Genomic DNA, 17,272 nt, shown 5'->3' with positions numbered 1-17,272 from the left:
TTACGCCCAATGCCAGATATAAAGTTGCCCCATCATTTTCTTTGGTGTTCCGAAATCTGGACTACTCATTTAAAAAATGAATTTTGTGTTCCGTGCTATCGTCCGTATCAATCAGGAGGTCTTCCGGTATTTGCAGATAGATAACCATATCACTAGAGGAGTAGTCCATTCCCATTCTATCCATAGAATAACCCCTGCCGGTAAACTGAGCCATGGTGAAGTCATGATAAAACCGGGCCGCTTCGTGATGAATTTTTTCCGGCTGAAGTATTTCCAACTGATTGTCTTGCAGCCGGATATCAGGCGGATTAGCCAGCGTTAAACGGTTTGGTAATTTTGGTACGTAGCTGAATACCTCCAGCTTGCTGTCGCAGACATCCTTTCTCTCCACGTTAATCGGAATAGAATACCGTTCATAATCCGGTGCTGTTATTTTCAGGCGTTCTCCCTGATAATCAAAACTCCACCGGGCAATGATCTCCGCGCCTTCGTAATCGTTCAACCGGCCTTCATAGAACGCATCGTAAAACGCATTGATCCGGGAGTCTTGATAAGAATACTGTCCCGGCCCGATCTCAACGATTTCGACCGGCTCCGGCGTACCGGGTTCCGCAATCGCATAATACACAGGAACGGATACAAATAAAATGACCATATAGAAGCCGACCACCAGGCGGGTCTTACCCAGGGAAATGCGGACTTTGCTGAAGGCAACAAGCGAAATGATAATTAACAATAGAACCAGCAGGTTTATCAACAAAGCCACCAATATCATTTCCGGACCTCCATTCTATTGAAAAACAGAATAACACATCCAAAAACGATGGCCGATACAAGAACAACTTTTAGGGCGAAGAGCGCATGGGAACCTTCTTTGGAAAAAAACTCAATAGCGCTGATTAGTGTCCGGGCCTGGCCGGTACTTCGAGCCTCCACAAACAATGTGCCCAAAAACAGCCCCGGTAGCAGCACGACAAAAGCAGGGTGCCGTTGCGTCAGCATGCCGGTGAGATACCCGGTGATGCTGAGAAGCGCTGCATAAAGGGTGGCGGCGAAGATACCGCTTAGCAAAGCCGGCGGCGCAATCCAAAAAGCGGGGCCGGCATCCACACCGCCATGGGAAAAGAACATGACCACACGCAACAGCAAGCCGCACAATGTAGCGGTAACCCCGGCGATGACGGCGGCGGTGAGCAGTAAGGCCAGGCTGGAAAGGTGGCTGCTCAGCCGGTTTGAAACAAAGGTAAAATCCGTTTTAAAACCGTTGTTGGCCATACTGATTCCGATACTGAAAGCCCAGATTAAAGTAAAGATGATGATTACATCGCCGGTGACATATTTTATGGTGTAAGATATGCCCTGACTGCTCCCCCCCGAGGAGCCGCCCACGCCATTAAGGGATAAGAGAAACGCCAGCAACTGCACTGCAACCAGGGTGAAAAACAGGCCTGCGTGGGCTTTTGTTTTGTAGTGATACTGCGTTTTCGCCACGGCAAGTATGCTAGTTTCGGTCAAAGACATCATCTATCCCTCCTTTGTTTCGCGCTGTCAGGTACATACAAAGATCGTCGGCGGCCACCGGTGAAATCGCCACGCCTTCGAGGCGGGCCTTTTGCAGTTCCTCTTCTGTAAATTGATTGCGGACGGCCATATACACGCTGTCCTTCCCCAGCTTTTTCCGGTACAAGACCTCGGCTTTATCAGCCATCTCCGCAATAGTTTCCTCTTTGCCCTGCAGTCCAACGGCGTATTCTTTCAACTCATCGATAGGCATATGCAGGCATTTTTCGCCGTCCTTGATCAGTAGAAGATCATCTAAAATGTCGATGATTTCACTCAATAAGTGACTGGATAGAATTACGGTGCGCGGATACTGTATAAAGTCTTTTAACAGTGCACGGTAAAAATCTTTTCGCACCGCCGCGTCCATGCCGGTGGTGGGCTCATCAAAAATGGTCAGCGGACAGCGGGCGGCGAGGCCGAGAATCGCATTAAAGGCGCTGCGCATACCTTTGGAAAGCTTGCTGTGATATTGCCCGGGATGCAGATTGAAGTATGTAAACAGTCCCACGGCCAATTTATGATCCCAATGGGCATAGAAGTGACCTGCGGATTCCAGAATTTCGCCGAGATTCATTGTTGCCGGCAAGACCATGTTTTCATCCACAAAAATCATGTTGGCGGAAACCTTGATATTGTTGAATGGGTTTTCCGAGAAAACCTGAATAATGCCTGAATTAGGGAGCAGGTATCCGGCAATCATCTTCAAAAGTGTGGACTTTCCGGCGCCGTTTCGTCCGATTAGTCCGGTGATTTTATTGGGTGCCAGTGTGAAAGACAGGTTATTGACCGCCGTGATTCGCCCGAATGTTTTTGTCAGCCCGCTGCAATCAACAACGTTCATTGTGAACCCCCCTCCTCCGTTGCTTGAAGTTCAGCCTCTATCAGCATGTCAATTAGGTCTTCCTTACTGACGTCCAGGCGCTTTGCTTCGGCGACCAGCTCCAACACCAGTTGCTTTAAATTGCGTTTTATTCGTTTGCTGCGTATGGCCTCTCTGGCGTGGGAAGATACAAACATGCCAAGCCCTCTTTTCTTGTACAAGAGTTTTTCGTTGGCCAAAATGTTCAACCCTTTGGCTGCGGTGGCCGGGTTGACGTTAAATATGTCCGCCAATTGGTTCTGGGAATATATTTTTTCATCGCTCGCAATGTTGCCGTTTAAAATCTCCATTTCCAGCCATTCTGCAATCTGGACATAAATCGGCTTCAGACTGTCTGTATCCAGCAGCAAACGATTACCTCCCGGTCCCTGCTAGTAGTATAGTACATTACCTATGTAATGTACTATACTACGGTTTTTGCTTTGATGTCAATAGAAGATGTAAACCTAAAAAATAATTATGGTTAACAATAAAGGTGATTTTAACCGCCATGTATTTGCATAGTTAGAAGGTTAATCATCTACCAAGTGTACTTTTAAATATTTTTGAAAAATGGGAACAAAAACCAGGGTTCATGCGTCTTTAACATAAGTGTATTTAATGCGGGTGTAGCTTTATCGTTTTTGCAACCAATTATTTAACAAAGAAGAACAAAGGGGAATGCCAAAATTGATAAGGAGAATATTAAACCATATATGCACAATATGGCTACTCATAATTATTGGTTCTTTAATTCTATCTCCTGAATCAATATTAATTTCAATTAGCTATGTATTCGCACCACTTTTAATGTTGTATTCAAATCTAGCACCAAGCGAAGCGCCAAATATAGTTATATTTAAAACTGGCGTAATTACAAGCGGCACACAATTAATTTTTGTTATTTTAATTTTAACAAGCTCCCTAATTTATCTATATAAATTTGTCTTAAGGATGTTTAAAAAAAAGCTTTACCAGTGAAAGTAATGGCAGCGGCTTTACATTAAAAACGCCAGGTAAGAATCCAAGCATTAGCTATTAATCATTAGGGGTGAATAAAATGTTTCTTAAGCCACTTGGGATACGAACAGTAATCACCGGTGCTGCCCTTGTTGTTGGCATAGTAACGGGATCGGTTGGTTTTGGACCTGCAATAGCTAACACATTTACCAAACAAGACCTCGCTCCCACTCCTTACTATCAGACGAACGAGAATGGTCAAACGTATGGCTCTTCACTATATGCCACTTCTCCAGACACGGAGCCGGATCTAATTGAGGCAATTGGCGAGGACGGTACTTTTGGGTACGTTCGATCTGTGGACCTGAACTTGCCGATGCCTAAAACGCCAGAAGAAGCTTTGGAACAGCATCGTAGCAGGGCTGGTAAAAACCGCAAAATCAATCTGTATGACGTTGACGGCAAGACTGTTATTGGCGAATTTATAATCAAGAACGACGGGGATGCTACTGTGATTACAGCAGATGATATTATAGTAGATGAGAAAAATTAAAAGACAAAAAAATCCTGTGTTAGATAGTATCAAATATTTGGTGCTTTTACCCTTTCAAGTCCCACCGCTATTTTGGGTGGGACTTCATACATTGCTCCAGTTGTAATAGTTCCCAAAACTCCTCGGTGTAAAACTTATAACTGCAGCCCTGGTTAATCCGCGCCCGCAGGGCGGCCGCTCCGCGCAGTCCCCTGGTATACCAGGCCAGGTGCTTGCGCATCTGCCGGTTGGCCATGTCCTCCCCCTTGGTCTCCACCAGCAGCTTATAATGCCGGATGGCAGTTTCCCGCCGCATTTGGGGGGTGGGCTCGGGCAGTAGCTGGCCGGTGGCCAAATAATGCAAGGTACGGCTGAAGATCCAGGGATTGCCTGCAGCCGCCCGGCCGATCATCACGGCCTGGCAGCCCGTTTGCCGCAGCATGCGCTCCGCATCCCGGGGGGTGCGCACGTCCCCGTTGCCGATTACCGGCACATCCACAGCCTCCCGCACCTGCCGGATAATATCCCAGTCGGCCTCACCGCTGTAAAACTGCTCCCGGGTGCGGCCGTGCACCGCCACCGCGGATGCCCCGGCCCGCACCACCAGCCGGGCAAATTCCACCGCGTTTACCGATGAGGCATCCCAGCCCTTGCGCATTTTCACTGTCACCGGGCAGTCCACCCGGTCCACCACCGCCGCCACAATACGGGCCGCCAGTTCGGGATTGCGCATCAGCGCCGCACCTTCACCGTTTTTCACTATTTTGGGGGTGGGACAGCCCATGTTAATATCAATAATATCCGCCCCCCGGCCCGCCACAATCTCCGCCGCCCGGACCATGTATTCCACCTGGCTGCCGAATATCTGCACGGATATGGGCCCCTTTTCACCGCTGCAATCCAGCAAAATATTGGTTTTGGGGTTACCGTAAATAAGGGCCTGGTCACTGATCATCTCAGTATAAACCAGGCCGCAGCCATGTTCGGCAGCCAGTATTCTAAAAGGCCGGTCGGTCACCCCCGCCATGGGCGCCGCCACCACGGGATTGGCGATGGGAACATGGCCTATTTTAAAATGGACTGGTTGCTGAGTGTTTGATAAAGTCAACTTTTCACCCAAGTTCTTCATCCTCATGATAATAACATTTAATACTCACCAGCTAAGCACTCGTAAACCATCCAGCGTGATTTTGCATACCCACCTGGTACCGGCCTCAGGTGGTGTCTGCCGGGCGTTGCAATGTTGAAAGTCGAAGACTTTCAACATTATATGCGTGCCTTTCCGGGGTACCAAACGTCGTGAAAGAATTTCTTTCAGGCTTTCAACACCCGGCGCCAAAGCTGCGGCACCAAGGCAAAAGTAAAATGCGGCTTAGCGCAAACAGTTGCGCTCGTATATAATGCGCAGCCCGTATAAGGTTAAATCCCTGTCCACCCGGTCAATGGCGGGCGTTTCGCTGGCAATCAACTCGGCCAGGCCACCGGTGGCTATCACCAGGGGGTTGCCGCCGGTTTCATCTTTAATCCGGCGCACAATCTCGTTAACTTGTCCCACGAAACCGTATAATATGCCGGACTGCATGCTGTTCACCGTGTTCTTGCCTATTACTGAAGGAGGTTTGACCAGTTCCACCCGGGGCAGTTTGGCGGCCCGGGCAAACAAGGCTTCGGTGGATATGCCAATACCGGGGGCAATGGCTCCGCCCAGGTACTCTCCTTTGGCCGATATGACACAAAAGGTGGTGGCAGTACCAAAATCCACGATGATCAATGGGCCACCGTACTTGTCATAACCTGCCACGGCATTGACAATGCGGTCCGCCCCCACCTCCCGGGGGTTCTCATATTTGATGGGCATTCCGGTTTTAGTACCGGGCCCCACCGTATGGGGGACAATTCCGAAGTATCTCTGGCAGGTTTGCTCCAGCACCGGATTTATAGTCGGCACCACCGAAGATAAAACGCCAGCCCTGATATCACCCATGGAAACCTCGGACGTTTCAAACAGATCTTTCAACAACATCCCGTACTCATCAGCAGTACGGTGCCGGGCAGATGACAGCCGCCAGTTTTCCACCAGTTCCCGTCCTTTAAAAACACCCAGCACAATATTAGTGTTACCCACATCAAATACCAGTATCACCGGCAGTTCCCCTCTTTTCCATTATATCGCTACCAAGAACTATGCCAATTTTATCAAAAACCAGTGCCCTTGCGCAATAAAGAAGAATTGGTACAGGAACTGCAATATAAAAAACCCGGCATTAAACCGAGCCGGTTAAAGGCAACTCCCGCTCTTTTGGAGCGCCCCACCCCCACTTAAAAAGAAACAGCAGCATCCATTTATACCGCTGACTTGGCAACCAAAAAGACAGTTGAATTAATTGGTGGTACAGCCATAGATATTTGCATAAATGGTTATTATTGACAGAGATCACCGCACTAGATATAATCACTAAAAACAAGAGGTTTTTAGCATGTCCCAAAAACGTAAAGAAAATGAGAAGAAGTTTGGTTCCCGGATCAATCCTCCCAATGGTGGCCGCCGATATTTTTACGAAGTAAAAGGAGAAACGAAATGATTATTACACGCAAGCATATAGCCCAAAAAATCATTGATTATCTTAATCATCGTATCACTCAGGCCGAACTTATAGATTGGGCCGAAAATTCCATGATGGAGGCTGATTTTGACGAAAAAGATTACGAAAACCTAAAAGATATTACCAGTCGTTTGGGCCTTGCCGACGTAAAAGCATTCGGCATCACCTGGGAAGATTGTCGAAGCTACTTGAATCGCCTCGGTTACCAAATAGACTTAAAAGTAACAGATTTGAGAGCAGTCTAGCTTTACTACCAGAACCCCCGAAGCCATGTAAAACTTGGTACAGGGGTTTTGGTGTTATGAGTGCACATTCCATTTATTAACGTACCCAAGCCCCCCACTCTCTTTCAATTTAATTACCCTCTTTGAACTGTCTGTCCGTCTCATAAACGACTTCCATGATATCTCCAATATCACAGTTAAATGCATTGCATATCTAGACCAATATATAATCGCACCCCAATAAAGAAAACCGCCACTGGTTATACCGGCTAAAGCAGGTTTAATGAAAATTAAATGACAGGTTTACAAAACTTACAAACCGTCCATGTGCCCTTAATAATGGTTTGCTAAAGTAATAAAGAACCGGCAACAGGCACAGGCGGCCAGGGCCGGGAGGAATACACATCTGGTTTGGAGGTTCCCCGATGAGGACAAGTTTACTCCAGTACTACGAAAAGGGCATTAAATATCTACTGGGCTTAACCGCAGGAACATCCATATTGATACTCCTGCTCATCTTTTTCTTGCTGTTCCGGGAGGGTATCGGTGTTTTTACCCACACCGGGGTGCTGGATTTTGTCTTTGGCACCACATGGCTGCCCGCTTCGGACCCGCCTTCCTTCGGGGCGCTGCCCATGATTGCCGGCTCCATCGTGGTGACACTGGGGGCCGGCATGATAGCCATACCGGCCGGTATCGGCATAGCGGTATACCTGGCCGAAGTGGCACCCCGCAACGTCCGGGAGATTTCCAAGGCCATCATCGAGCTGCTTGCCGGCATCCCCTCGGTGGTTTACGGTTTTTTGGGATTAACGGTGCTGGCCCCCTTGATCAAGGACCTTTTTAACCTGCCCAGCGCCCTTTCGGCCTTTACCGCATCACTGGTGCTGGCCATCATGGCACTGCCCACGGTGGTAAGCATATCAGAGGATGCACTGGATGCGGTGCCCCGTGAATACCGGGAGGCTTCCCTGGCCCTGGGGGCCACCCGGTGGGAAACCACGGTCAAAATCGTGCTGCCCGGCGCCCGCTCGGGATTACTGGCCGCCTCCATGCTGGGCCTGGGCCGGGCCATCGGTGAAACCATGGCGGTATTGATGGTGGCCGGTAACGCCATGATTATCCCCCATTCCATATTTGACCCGGTGCGCACCATAACTGCGGACATAGCCGCGGAAATGGGCGAAACGGTCCGGGGGGGCCTGCACTACCAGGCTTTGTTCGGGCTGGGCATAATATTATTCACCATTACCTTTGTAATCAATTTAATAACTGATTTAATCTTTGCCAAAACTTCAATGCATAAAAGGGGCGCTTCATCATGATGAGCAAACGGTTAAAGGAAAAGGCAGGTTTCGGGGCACTGGCGGCGTTGACTTTTCTGGCCATAATTCCGGTGGTGGCCATTAATGGGTATTTGGTTTGGAAAGGCTGGCCCGCCCTGACCTGGGAATTTTTAACCCAGCCACCGCGCAAATTTCTCACCGAGGGCGGGATTTTTCCGGCCATTGCCGGCACTTTGGCCCTTACTACAGGAACCGTGCTGGTGGCACTGCCCCTGGGCATCGGTACCGCGATTTACCTTGTGGAATATGCCCGGGAAAACCTTTTCACCCGGCTGGTCAGGATAGCCATTATCAACCTGGCCGGGGTACCCTCGGTGGTGTACGGGCTGTTCGGTATGGGCATGTTCGTGCTGGCGCTGGGCCTGGGGCAATCCCTGGCTGCCGGTGCCCTCACCCTGGGCATTTTAACCCTGCCCGTAATTATTTCCACCGCCGAGGAAGCACTGCGGGCGGTTCCGGACGATTACCGGCATGCCAGCCTGGCCCTGGGGGCCACCCGGTGGCAGACGGTGCGCCGGGTGGTGCTGCCCACAGCCTTACCCTCCATACTCACCGGCACCATTTTAGGTATCGGCCGTGCGGCGGGGGAAACAGCGCCCATTATGTTTACCGCGGCGGTGATTTACACCCCCGGATTGCCCGGTTCAATATATGACCAGGTGATGGCGCTGCCGTACCACCTTTATGCCATATCCACGGAAGTGCCCAATGTATCCCAGCATATGGCCTTCGGGGCCGCACTGGTTCTTCTGGCCATGGTGGGTGCCATGAATCTGGTGGCGGTGGCCATCCGCACAAGAATGAGGCTGAAACGAATGCGGTAATGAAAATGTTAAAGGGTGATTAAATTACATGGGCAATAAAATGGAAACCAGAAACCTTAACCTGTATTACAAAGAATTTCAAGCTTTAATTAATGTCAGCCTGCCAATTAAGGAAAACAAGGTCACAGCTTTAATCGGCCCCTCGGGTTGCGGCAAATCCACCTTTTTACGCACCTTGAACCGGATGAATGATGTCATTGACGGCACCAGAATAGAGGGAGAAGTGTTGCTGGACGGTAATAGCATTTATGCCGCCGGGGTAGACCCGGTGGAATTACGCAAAAAAATCGGTATGGTTTTTCAAAAACCCAATCCTTTCCCCATGTCCGTTTACGATAACATAGCCTACGGCCCGCGTATTCACGGCCATAAAAACAAAAACACCTTAAATGAAATCGTGGAAAACAGCTTGCGGGCAGCCGCCCTCTGGGATGAGGTAAAGGACCGGCTGCACAAACCAGCCCTGGGGTTATCCGGAGGACAGCAGCAAAGGCTGGTGATCGCCAGGGTTCTGGCAGTGGACCCGCAGGTAATACTGATGGATGAGCCCGCCTCGGCCCTGGACCCTATTTCCACCGCTAAACTGGAAGATCTGATCCACCAGTTAAAAGAGAATTATACCATAGTCATTGTTACCCATAATATGCAGCAGGCGGCGCGGGTCTCTGATTTTACAGGTTTTTTCCTTAACGGCGAGCTAATTGAATATGGCATGACCAATACCATATTTACCGCCCCGCGGGTAAAGCACACCGAAGACTATATTACCGGCAGGTTCGGCTAAAAGGAGACTTTCGGCATGGCAAGGGAATCTTTTCAAGAACAGTTAAGCAATTTAAGAAACGATATACTGCAAATGGGCAAACTGGTTGAAAACGCCATTGATATGGCGGTGGTGGCTTTAAAACACCAGGATTTGGACCTGGCGGAAAAAGTGGTTATGGACGACGAAAAAATTGATCGCCTGGAACTGGCCATTGAGAGCAGGTGCCTATCACTGCTGGCACTGCAGCAGCCCATGGCCCGGGACCTCAGGTTTATCGGCACCGCACTGAAAATCAACACCGACCTGGAAAGAATGGGCGATTACGCCTGCAACATCGGCAAGGTTGTTCTGCAGCTGGGCAGCGAACCATTTATCAAGCCGCTGGTGGATGTGCCGCGCATGGCGGAGCTGGCCATGCAAATGGTAAGGGAGAATTTAACCGCCTACGTGAACCAGGACCGCAACCTGGCCCTTAAGGCCGCCATGCACGATCATGAGATCAATATTCTGTATCATAAAGTATTCAATGAACTGGTTGAACTGATGACCAGGGACCCAGGGAATGTTAAACAGGCCACCTACCTTTTGTTCATTGCCAGGTACCTGGAACGTATCGGCGACCATGCCACCAATTTAAGCGAATGGATTATCTATATGATTACCGGGGAACGACTTGAACTAAATGAATCCTAAAACGTTGCCCCATAAACTTTAACCTTAGATTTACTTAATTTACAAATACTTTAATCCCGCTAAAAAACTGTCTGCTATATTGATTAAAAGAAAGTTTAGTAAAAAAGAAAAGGGGAGAGATCAGCATGTTTAAAAAACTGTTACGCGCGTCCTGGTTACTGGTGGTTTTGATACTGGCGGCGGCTATGGCATCCGGCTGCGGCGGCGGAAGCAATGCAGGAAATGTACAGCAAAACGATGCGGCCTTAAGCGGTTCTTTACAGATAAACGGCTCCACCACAGTAACCCCCATTGCTCAGGGTTGGGCAGAAGCATTTCATGAAATTCACCCGGAAGCTGAAGTGATTATCTCGGGCACGGGCTCGGGTAACGGAATTGCAGCGCTAATAAACGGCACCACGGAAATTGCCATGGCCTCCCGGGAAATCAAAGACTCGGAAAGGGAACAAATTGACGGTGAAGTTAAGGAATATGTGGTGGGCTATGATGCCCTGGCTGTGATCATTCACCCGGACAACCCCGTAAAAACCCTCAGCCTGGCCCAGTTAAAGGATATCTTTACCGGCAAGATCACCAACTGGAAGGACGTGGGCGGTGACGACGCGGAAATTTTGGTTTATACCAGGGACAGCAGCTCCGGCACATACGAATTTTTCAAGGAGCATGTCCTTGAAAATGAAGAATTTGCTGCCGGCGCCCGGAAAACTGCTTCCAACGCCGCCATGGTCAATTCTATTGCCCAGGAGGAAACAGCCATCGGTTACTGCGGTTTGGCCTTTGTAAACAGCTCCGTTAAAGCAGTGCCTGTAAGTGCTGAAGACGGCAGCCCCGTAGAACCTACCCTGGAAACCGCCAAGAGCAAGGAGTATCCCATCGTACGGAACCTGAACATGTATACCGCCGGTGAAGCCCGGGGCGTTGCCAAAGCTTACCTGGATTACGGGTTCAGTGCCGAAGGGCAGGCCATAGTTGAGGAAGCCGGCTACATTCCCGTAAAATAAATAATACAGGCAGGTTACCGGTACAAATGACCTGTAAGAAATCTACAGCTTTTGTCCCGGGCAACATGCCGCACCGGCAAGGTCAGAATAAATACAATAAGAGGCAGGCTTTTCTTTCCCAAGCCGCCTCTTACTTATTCAATCCAGCTACCTGTCTACTTTTTATCTGCCCCCCTGGGCAGCGTAAAATAAAAGTTGGAACCAATGCCCGGTGTGCTATAAACCCCCACGGTACCCCCGTGCAAATCGATAATATGTTTAACGATACTGAGCCCCAAACCGGTTCCCCCCAGAGCGCGGCTCCTGGTTTTGTCCACCCGGTAAAACCTTTCAAAAACCCGGTCCAAATCCTCCTGGGGTATACCGGCACCGGTATCCCGCACCCACACGGTAACCTGGTTTGCTGCTTCAGCAAGCTCTATTTTGACCCGGCCCCGGGGCGGTGTATACTTCACGGCGTTGTCAACAAGGTTTAATAATACTTGTTCAATCATATCCCTGTCCACCCGAACCGGCACGTCCTTTCCGGGCAGATCCAGGATTAACTCCAATCCCTTATTCTCCGCGTATCCCCGCAGTTTAAGTACGGTCTGGTGAATAACCGGCACAAGGTTAATTATTTCAAACCGGGCCTGCACCCGGTTATACTCAATTCTGGACAGGTCCAGTAAATCTTGAATCAGCCGGCTCAATCGCCCGGCTTCATGGTCAATAATTTCTATAAACTCCCGGCAGGTCTCTTCCTGGTGCATGGCCCCGTCCAGGAGCGTCTCGGTGAACCCTTTGATGGCCGTAACCGGTGTTTTCAACTCGTGGGAAACGTTATCGACAAATTCCGTGCGTATTTTTTCCAGCTTCCTGATACGGGTAATATCGTGTAGCACAGCCACAACCCCGTTTAATTGTCCTTCTTCACCTAAAAAGGGAGATATGATCACCTCAAGGACAGTTTCCCGGGGAACAAGTATTTTAATTTGTCGTTCCACAATCCTGCCTGTCTTTAGGGCCTCGTCTATTGCCGCGGATAGCTCCGGGTGTCGAACAGAAGCGGTATGGGGTATACCCGCTCCCCCGGGTGTCATGAAAGCAAGAAAATTCTCCGCAGCCGGGTTGACAAGGTTTATTTGGCCTTTATTGTCGACAAAAATGACACCGCTGGTCATGCTGGCCAGTACCGCTTCCAGTTTATTTTTACCCTCGGTAACCTGGCGCACCTGCTCCTTAATGGTTGCGGCCATATCATCCAGAGTGCCGGCCAGCTCCCCGATTTCGTCACTGCTCTTGATGCTGACCCGGTGGTCGTAATCACCGCCGGAAATACGCCTGGCAAAGACAATGAGGGATTCCAGCGGTTGGGTTACCTTTTTACCCAGGGTCAGGGTTACCGGCAACGTTATCAATACAGCCAGCAAAATAGCCAGCAGCACCGCCGACCACAGGTTAAACAAGGCCTGCCTGGTTGCCGCCAGGGAAACCGCAAGGCGCACAAAGCCGGTTGTTTCACCACCGGCCATAACGGGCACGGCCACGTACATCATATCACTGTTCAAGGTGCTGCTGTAACGAATTGCCATACCGGTTCCCCCGGCCAGGGCCTGCTGCACCTCCGGCCTGGTCAGGTGGTTCTCCATCTGCCCGGCATCTTCTTCGGAATCCCCCAGCACAACGCCCTTTGCATCAATGATGGTTACCCGGGCGTTAACATCGCTGCTGAACTGTTCCACCATTCTTTCCATTACGGGCAGATTCAAGCCTCCGGTCATACCCTCAACATGGCGGGATATTAATTTACCCTGGGTTGTTAATTTGTTCTCCAAATTATGATAATAGTATTTCTCCAGGGAATGCAGCAGGTAAACCCCCAGGACCAGCATGGAGAGTATCACCAGACCGACACAGGTGACGGTAAACTTCCATCTTAAATGCTTGAATTTTAACACCGGTTATATTTAATCTCCCCTGAATTTGTAGCCCACTCCCCTTACCGTCTTTATATACACCGGGTTTTTGGGACTGGGCTCAATTTTTTCCCGTATATTACTTATGTGCACATCAACAATCCTGGTATCACCGCTGAAGGCATAATCCCAGATGTTGTCCAAAAGCACGTCCCTGCTCATAACCTTGCCGGGGTTCCTGGCTAAAAAGTTCAGCAGTTCAAATTCCTTCGGGGTAAGTTCCACCGGTTTACCGTCGACTTTCACTTCATATTTGCCGGCGTCAATAACCAGAGCACCGGTTTTAATTATCTCTCCGGACCGTGTGTATTCCTGGCGGGCCGCTGTCCGCCGGAGCACCGCCTTGACCCTGGCCACCAGTTCCCGCGGGCTAAAGGGTTTGGTGATATAGTCATCGGCTCCCAGTTCCAAACCCAGTACCCTGTCTATTTCCTGGTCTTTGGCGGTAAGCATAATTACCCCCATCCCGTGACCCGCCTGGCGAATGCGGCGGCAAACTTCCAGCCCGTCCAATCCCGGCAGCATTAAATCCAGTACCACCAGATCCGGGTTTTGCTCTTCCACCAGGCGCAGTGCTTCCCTGCCGTTGTAAGCCTCCAGGGGTATAAAACCTTCCTTTTCAAGATTAAAGGTTACAAGCCTGACTATCGATTTTTCATCGTCAACAACCAGTACTCTGTGTGCCATTTTTATCCTCCGCCGGGCTGCCCCGGTGAAATTGTGAACCGGCAATTGACAATCGCAAAAGCCGCCGGAATTATGATAGCATTGTTTTTTCAGCGGCGCAACGGGACCATGGGTTACATAATCCTGCGCCCGGTAATGCCAATTCACCTTTACTGTTTCGTTGCTGTTAACCATAAAAAACCAAAAACCATCAACCTGATCCCGAAATACCGGACATGAAAAAGCCCCGGTGTTCCGGGGTTATATGATCACATTATATCCATCAGTTCCCCTGTGCCCTAAGCACCGGCAAGCGCGCCCCCACTGCACGTATAAGCACCCCGGCCGCCAGTACTTTAAGCAAATCAAAACCTATAAAAGGAACAAAAAAGAGCGTTATAATTTTTGCCAGATCATAGGATTGACCCATATAGAAATTCAATATTACATATAGATACGGTAGTCCCACAACCCAAATCATGGCCAGGCCCGCCAGCATGGCCAGGGAAAGGCGCACCGGGCCGGCATCGGTCCGGCCATGCAAGACCAAACCCGTCACCAGGGCGGCTAAAATAAATCCCAGCAAAAAACCGAAGGTGGGGGATAGAATATAGGCCGGTCCTCCATAGGGCGGTTTTTCAAATACCGGTAAGCCCAGCACCCCCATCAGCACATAAATACCCATACTCAGCGCCCCCAGCCTGGCCCCCAATAGCCCCCCGGCCAGCAGCGCTACAAAGGGCATCAGGCTAAAGGGCACAATCATACCGCCAAAAAAACGAAACAAAAGCGCGGCCACCACAGCCAGTGAAGCAAACATGGCCACCAGGGCCATGTCCCGCGGTGTTAACTTGCTCAATTTGCATACACTCCCTTTTTTCGAACTATCATGGTTGATAAAACCAGTTTTTGGTGTCAGGTGTTGAAAGTCAGAAAGAATTTCTTTCATGACGTTTTGTGCCCTGGAAAGGGCATGCATACAAGGTTGAAAGCCTTTGACCTGCAACCGGTAGGCACCCGGCACCTGGTGGTGCTACCCAATTGGGTAGCACCAACTGAGAAGGGCAACAACTGAACGCGACAGCAATATAGCGCATTTGAATAGTTAACCCGGCAAGCCGAACAGGTTAACTATTCAACTATTAAAAACTACCGCCTAACAAAGCGGTAATTTTATACAAGTCCGCGCTGGCTTACAGTCTTTTTAACAATGACATGGAACCTTATGCTTATCTTTTTCGCAGCGACACCTCCCCCGCCACCAGGCGCTCCACTGTACCGTCAGTCCTTTGCACCAGCAGCGCCCCGGTTTCGTCCACATCCAGGGCGTGGCCGGCATAGCTGCCTTTAATAGTATGTACGGTAACCGGGCAATCCAGAGTAACACATAATTCCCGCCACTTCTCCAGTACAGGTGCAAACCCCTCCTGCAACCAGCGCTGGTACCAGATTTCCAAAGATTGCAGCAGCACCCGCAGCACAGGCACCCGGGGTATATGACGCCCGGTCTCAATTTTTAAAGATGTGGCTATACCCACCAGCTCGGGGGGGAATTGTTTGCTGTCAATATTTATATTTAAACCAATGCCCGCCACCATAAAATTGACCCGGTCGATTTCAGCGTTTAGTTCCACCAGTATACCACACAGCTTCTTGCCTTCTACCAGCAAATCATTGGGCCATTTAATGCCCGCCGCAACCCCGGTGTGCTCCCGAACCGCCAGCGCCACCGCCACGGCGGCCACCATGGTCATCTGGGGGGTTTCCACTAAATTGACCGGCGGGCGCAATATCACAGAAAACCACAACCCCCTGGCCCGGGGTGAAAACCAAAACCGCCCCATCCTGCCTTTACCGCCGCTCTGGGTTTCGGCCACCACCACCGTACCTTCGGGGTAGCCCGCCCGGGCCAGCTTTTTGGCCTCGTCGTTGGTGGTTGGTAAATCAACAAAGTATTCAATCCGGCTGCCCATCACTGCGGTGCCCAGCCCCTCGGCAACCTCCCCGGGATAAGGAACATCGGGCACACTGCGCAGGCGATACCCCAGGTTGGCCCGGGCCTCGATGTCGTAACCTTCCTCCCGCAGATTTCGGATATGTTTCCACACCGCCGTGCGGGATACACCAAGCTCCCGGCACAGGTATTCCCCGGAAACCCAATCACCGCTCTGCTTTAAAATTTGCACTATAGTGCCCTTCATAATTTGCCCACTCCATTTTGCCGCACCCGCAACATGTTATATTAAGCCATGCAGCGATCAAATTAATTGTAATTCTCACCAGAATCATTGTCAACCACAACATTTGCAAAGGTTTACGTTTAAGCTTTTACGGGCATGGGTTTAAGCTCCCCTACATCCAAACTGATATCCAGCGCAGTGGCGGAATGGGTCAGTGCCCCCACCGAAATGATATCCACCCCGGTGGCCGCCACCGCCTCAACGGTTTGGGCGTTGATACACCCGGAAGCCTCCACCAGCGCCCGGCCATTGGCCAGTCGCACGGCCCGGGTCATGGTACCGGTGTCCATGTTATCCAGCATAATGATATCGGCTCCCGCCTCCAGGGCTTCCTTGACGCCGTCCAGATCCTCGGTTTCCACCTCTATTTTAGCGGTATGGGGCACCCGGGCCCGGGCCCTTTCCACAGCTTGTTTAATACCACCGGCTACCCGGATATGGTTATCTTTAATCAGCACGGCATCAAACAAGCCCAAGCGGTGGTTATGCCCGCCCCCCACCCGGACAGCGTATTTTTCTAGTAAACGCAGGCCCGGGGTGGTTTTACGGGTATCCACGATGCGCACCGGGTAATCCCGCACCTTTTCCACCAGTTCTGCCGTGGCGGTGGCTATCCCCGACAGGCGCTGCAGAAAATTAAGGGCCAACCGTTCCCCGGTAAGTATGGTTCGGGCCCGCCCGCTTAGCTGCACCAGCACATCACCGGCCTTGACCCTGGCCCCTTCCGCCACCCGGGGTGCAAAATGCAGGTCGGCATCCAGGCAGCGGAACACCGCCCGGGCCACGGGTAAACCGGCCACCACACCATCCTGCTTCGCTTTAATAAAACCGGTCACCTCTAGATCGCCTGGTACAATGCTGTCCGTGGTCAAATCACCAGAACCGATGTCCTCAACCAAAGCGCGACTGACAAGATCGTTTATATAACCTTCGTTAATATACATTAAACCCGCCTTCCTGTTCTGAAAATAACGTTAGGTAATTTTCATCCTTCTGCCGGTGTCGCTCACGGCATGGATGTATGGTAATATTAAACT

At 50.4% G+C, this 17,272-nt stretch carries 18 protein-coding genes; 7 read left to right on the top strand and 11 right to left on the bottom strand.

The window, feature by feature from the left end:
• Positions 1–61: 61 nt before the first annotated feature.
• From LX24_RS11310 to LX24_RS11295, 4 genes are read right to left on the bottom strand one after another with little or no spacing between them, the layout of a single operon-like run.
• Entirely contained in the window at positions 62–775 is a 714-nt protein-coding gene (locus LX24_RS11310) for a hypothetical protein (protein ID WP_166512268.1), read from the bottom strand.
• On the bottom strand, positions 772–1,524 hold the full coding sequence (locus LX24_RS11305; protein WP_207706598.1) for a hypothetical protein: 753 nt from the start codon (positions 1,522–1,524) through the stop codon (positions 772–774). Before LX24_RS11305 ends, LX24_RS11310 begins: the two co-directional genes overlap by 4 nt.
• On the bottom strand, positions 1,502–2,404 hold the full coding sequence (locus tag LX24_RS11300) for an ATP-binding cassette domain-containing protein (protein ID WP_166512266.1): 903 nt from the start codon (positions 2,402–2,404) through the stop codon (positions 1,502–1,504). The genes LX24_RS11305 and LX24_RS11300 overlap by 23 nt, the downstream gene beginning before the upstream one ends.
• A complete protein-coding gene (locus LX24_RS11295; protein ID WP_166512265.1) occupies positions 2,401–2,793 on the bottom strand; it encodes a GntR family transcriptional regulator in 393 nt (130 codons plus the stop codon). Before LX24_RS11295 ends, LX24_RS11300 begins: the two co-directional genes overlap by 4 nt.
• A 689-nt stretch (positions 2,794–3,482) precedes the next feature.
• Here LX24_RS11295 and LX24_RS11290 point away from each other — a divergent pair.
• Entirely contained in the window at positions 3,483–3,935 is a 453-nt protein-coding gene (locus tag LX24_RS11290) for a peptidase M56 BlaR1 (RefSeq protein ID WP_166512264.1), read from the top strand.
• 67 nt (positions 3,936–4,002) lie between these two features.
• On the opposite strand, the gene dusB is transcribed toward LX24_RS11290, so the two are convergent.
• Positions 4,003–5,034, bottom strand: coding sequence for a tRNA dihydrouridine synthase DusB (gene dusB / locus LX24_RS11285; RefSeq protein ID WP_279233214.1), 1,032 nt, complete (start codon positions 5,032–5,034; stop codon positions 4,003–4,005).
• A 252-nt stretch (positions 5,035–5,286) separates the two neighbouring features.
• Positions 5,287–6,057, bottom strand: coding sequence for a type III pantothenate kinase (locus tag LX24_RS11280; RefSeq protein ID WP_166512262.1), 771 nt, complete (start codon positions 6,055–6,057; stop codon positions 5,287–5,289).
• A 435-nt stretch (positions 6,058–6,492) separates the two neighbouring features.
• Here LX24_RS11280 and LX24_RS11275 point away from each other — a divergent pair, with 435 nt between their 5' ends.
• The 6 genes from LX24_RS11275 (at position 6,493) to LX24_RS11250 (ending at position 11,371) form a co-directional block, all read left to right on the top strand.
• Positions 6,493–6,762, top strand: a complete 270-nt coding sequence (locus tag LX24_RS11275) for a hypothetical protein (protein ID WP_166512261.1) — start codon at positions 6,493–6,495, stop codon at positions 6,760–6,762.
• A gap of 404 nt (positions 6,763–7,166) precedes the next feature.
• The gene (pstC, locus tag LX24_RS11270) at positions 7,167–8,066 is read left to right on the top strand and encodes a phosphate ABC transporter permease subunit PstC (RefSeq protein WP_166512260.1); all 900 of its coding nucleotides are present in this window, start codon (positions 7,167–7,169) and stop codon (positions 8,064–8,066) included.
• Positions 8,063–8,911, top strand: coding sequence for a phosphate ABC transporter permease PstA (gene pstA / locus LX24_RS11265; protein ID WP_243131716.1), 849 nt, complete (start codon positions 8,063–8,065; stop codon positions 8,909–8,911). Before pstC ends, pstA begins: the two co-directional genes overlap by 4 nt.
• 28 nt (positions 8,912–8,939) lie before the next feature.
• A complete protein-coding gene (gene pstB / locus LX24_RS11260; protein ID WP_166512259.1) occupies positions 8,940–9,695 on the top strand; it encodes a phosphate ABC transporter ATP-binding protein PstB in 756 nt (251 codons plus the stop codon).
• A gap of 15 nt (positions 9,696–9,710) precedes the next feature.
• Entirely contained in the window at positions 9,711–10,370 is a 660-nt protein-coding gene (gene phoU, locus LX24_RS11255; protein ID WP_166512258.1) for a phosphate signaling complex protein PhoU, read from the top strand.
• Positions 10,371–10,495: 125 nt separating this feature from the next.
• A complete protein-coding gene (locus LX24_RS11250) occupies positions 10,496–11,371 on the top strand; it encodes a phosphate ABC transporter substrate-binding protein (protein WP_166512257.1) in 876 nt (291 codons plus the stop codon).
• A gap of 155 nt (positions 11,372–11,526) precedes the next feature.
• On the opposite strand, the gene pnpS is transcribed toward LX24_RS11250, so the two are convergent.
• From pnpS to nadC, 5 genes are all read right to left on the bottom strand, one after another.
• Positions 11,527–13,311: a two-component system histidine kinase PnpS gene (pnpS, locus tag LX24_RS11245; protein ID WP_166512256.1), complete on the bottom strand. Its 1,785-nt coding sequence runs from the start codon at positions 13,309–13,311 to the stop codon at positions 11,527–11,529.
• 9 nt (positions 13,312–13,320) lie between these two features.
• Positions 13,321–14,016 carry a response regulator transcription factor gene (locus LX24_RS11240; protein WP_166512255.1) on the bottom strand — a complete coding sequence of 232 codons (696 nt, stop codon included), beginning with the start codon at positions 14,014–14,016 and terminating at the stop codon, positions 13,321–13,323.
• 262 nt (positions 14,017–14,278) lie between these two features.
• Entirely contained in the window at positions 14,279–14,854 is a 576-nt protein-coding gene (locus tag LX24_RS11235) for a biotin transporter BioY (protein ID WP_166512254.1), read from the bottom strand.
• A 370-nt stretch (positions 14,855–15,224) separates the two neighbouring features.
• Positions 15,225–16,196 (bottom strand): biotin--[acetyl-CoA-carboxylase] ligase, encoded by a 972-nt coding sequence (locus LX24_RS11230; RefSeq protein WP_166512253.1) that lies wholly within the window; start codon positions 16,194–16,196, stop codon positions 15,225–15,227.
• Between the two features lie 119 nt (positions 16,197–16,315).
• Positions 16,316–17,179 (bottom strand): carboxylating nicotinate-nucleotide diphosphorylase, encoded by an 864-nt coding sequence (gene nadC / locus LX24_RS11225; protein ID WP_166512252.1) that lies wholly within the window; start codon positions 17,177–17,179, stop codon positions 16,316–16,318.
• Positions 17,180–17,272: the final 93 nt, after the last annotated feature.

This window comes from Desulfallas thermosapovorans DSM 6562 (assembly GCF_008124625.1).
Classification (GTDB): Bacteria; Bacillota; Desulfotomaculia; order Desulfotomaculales; family Desulfallaceae; genus Sporotomaculum; species Sporotomaculum thermosapovorans.
The sequence above is the reverse complement of the archived record's forward strand: the minus strand, read 5'-3'. Positions and strand labels throughout refer to the sequence as shown.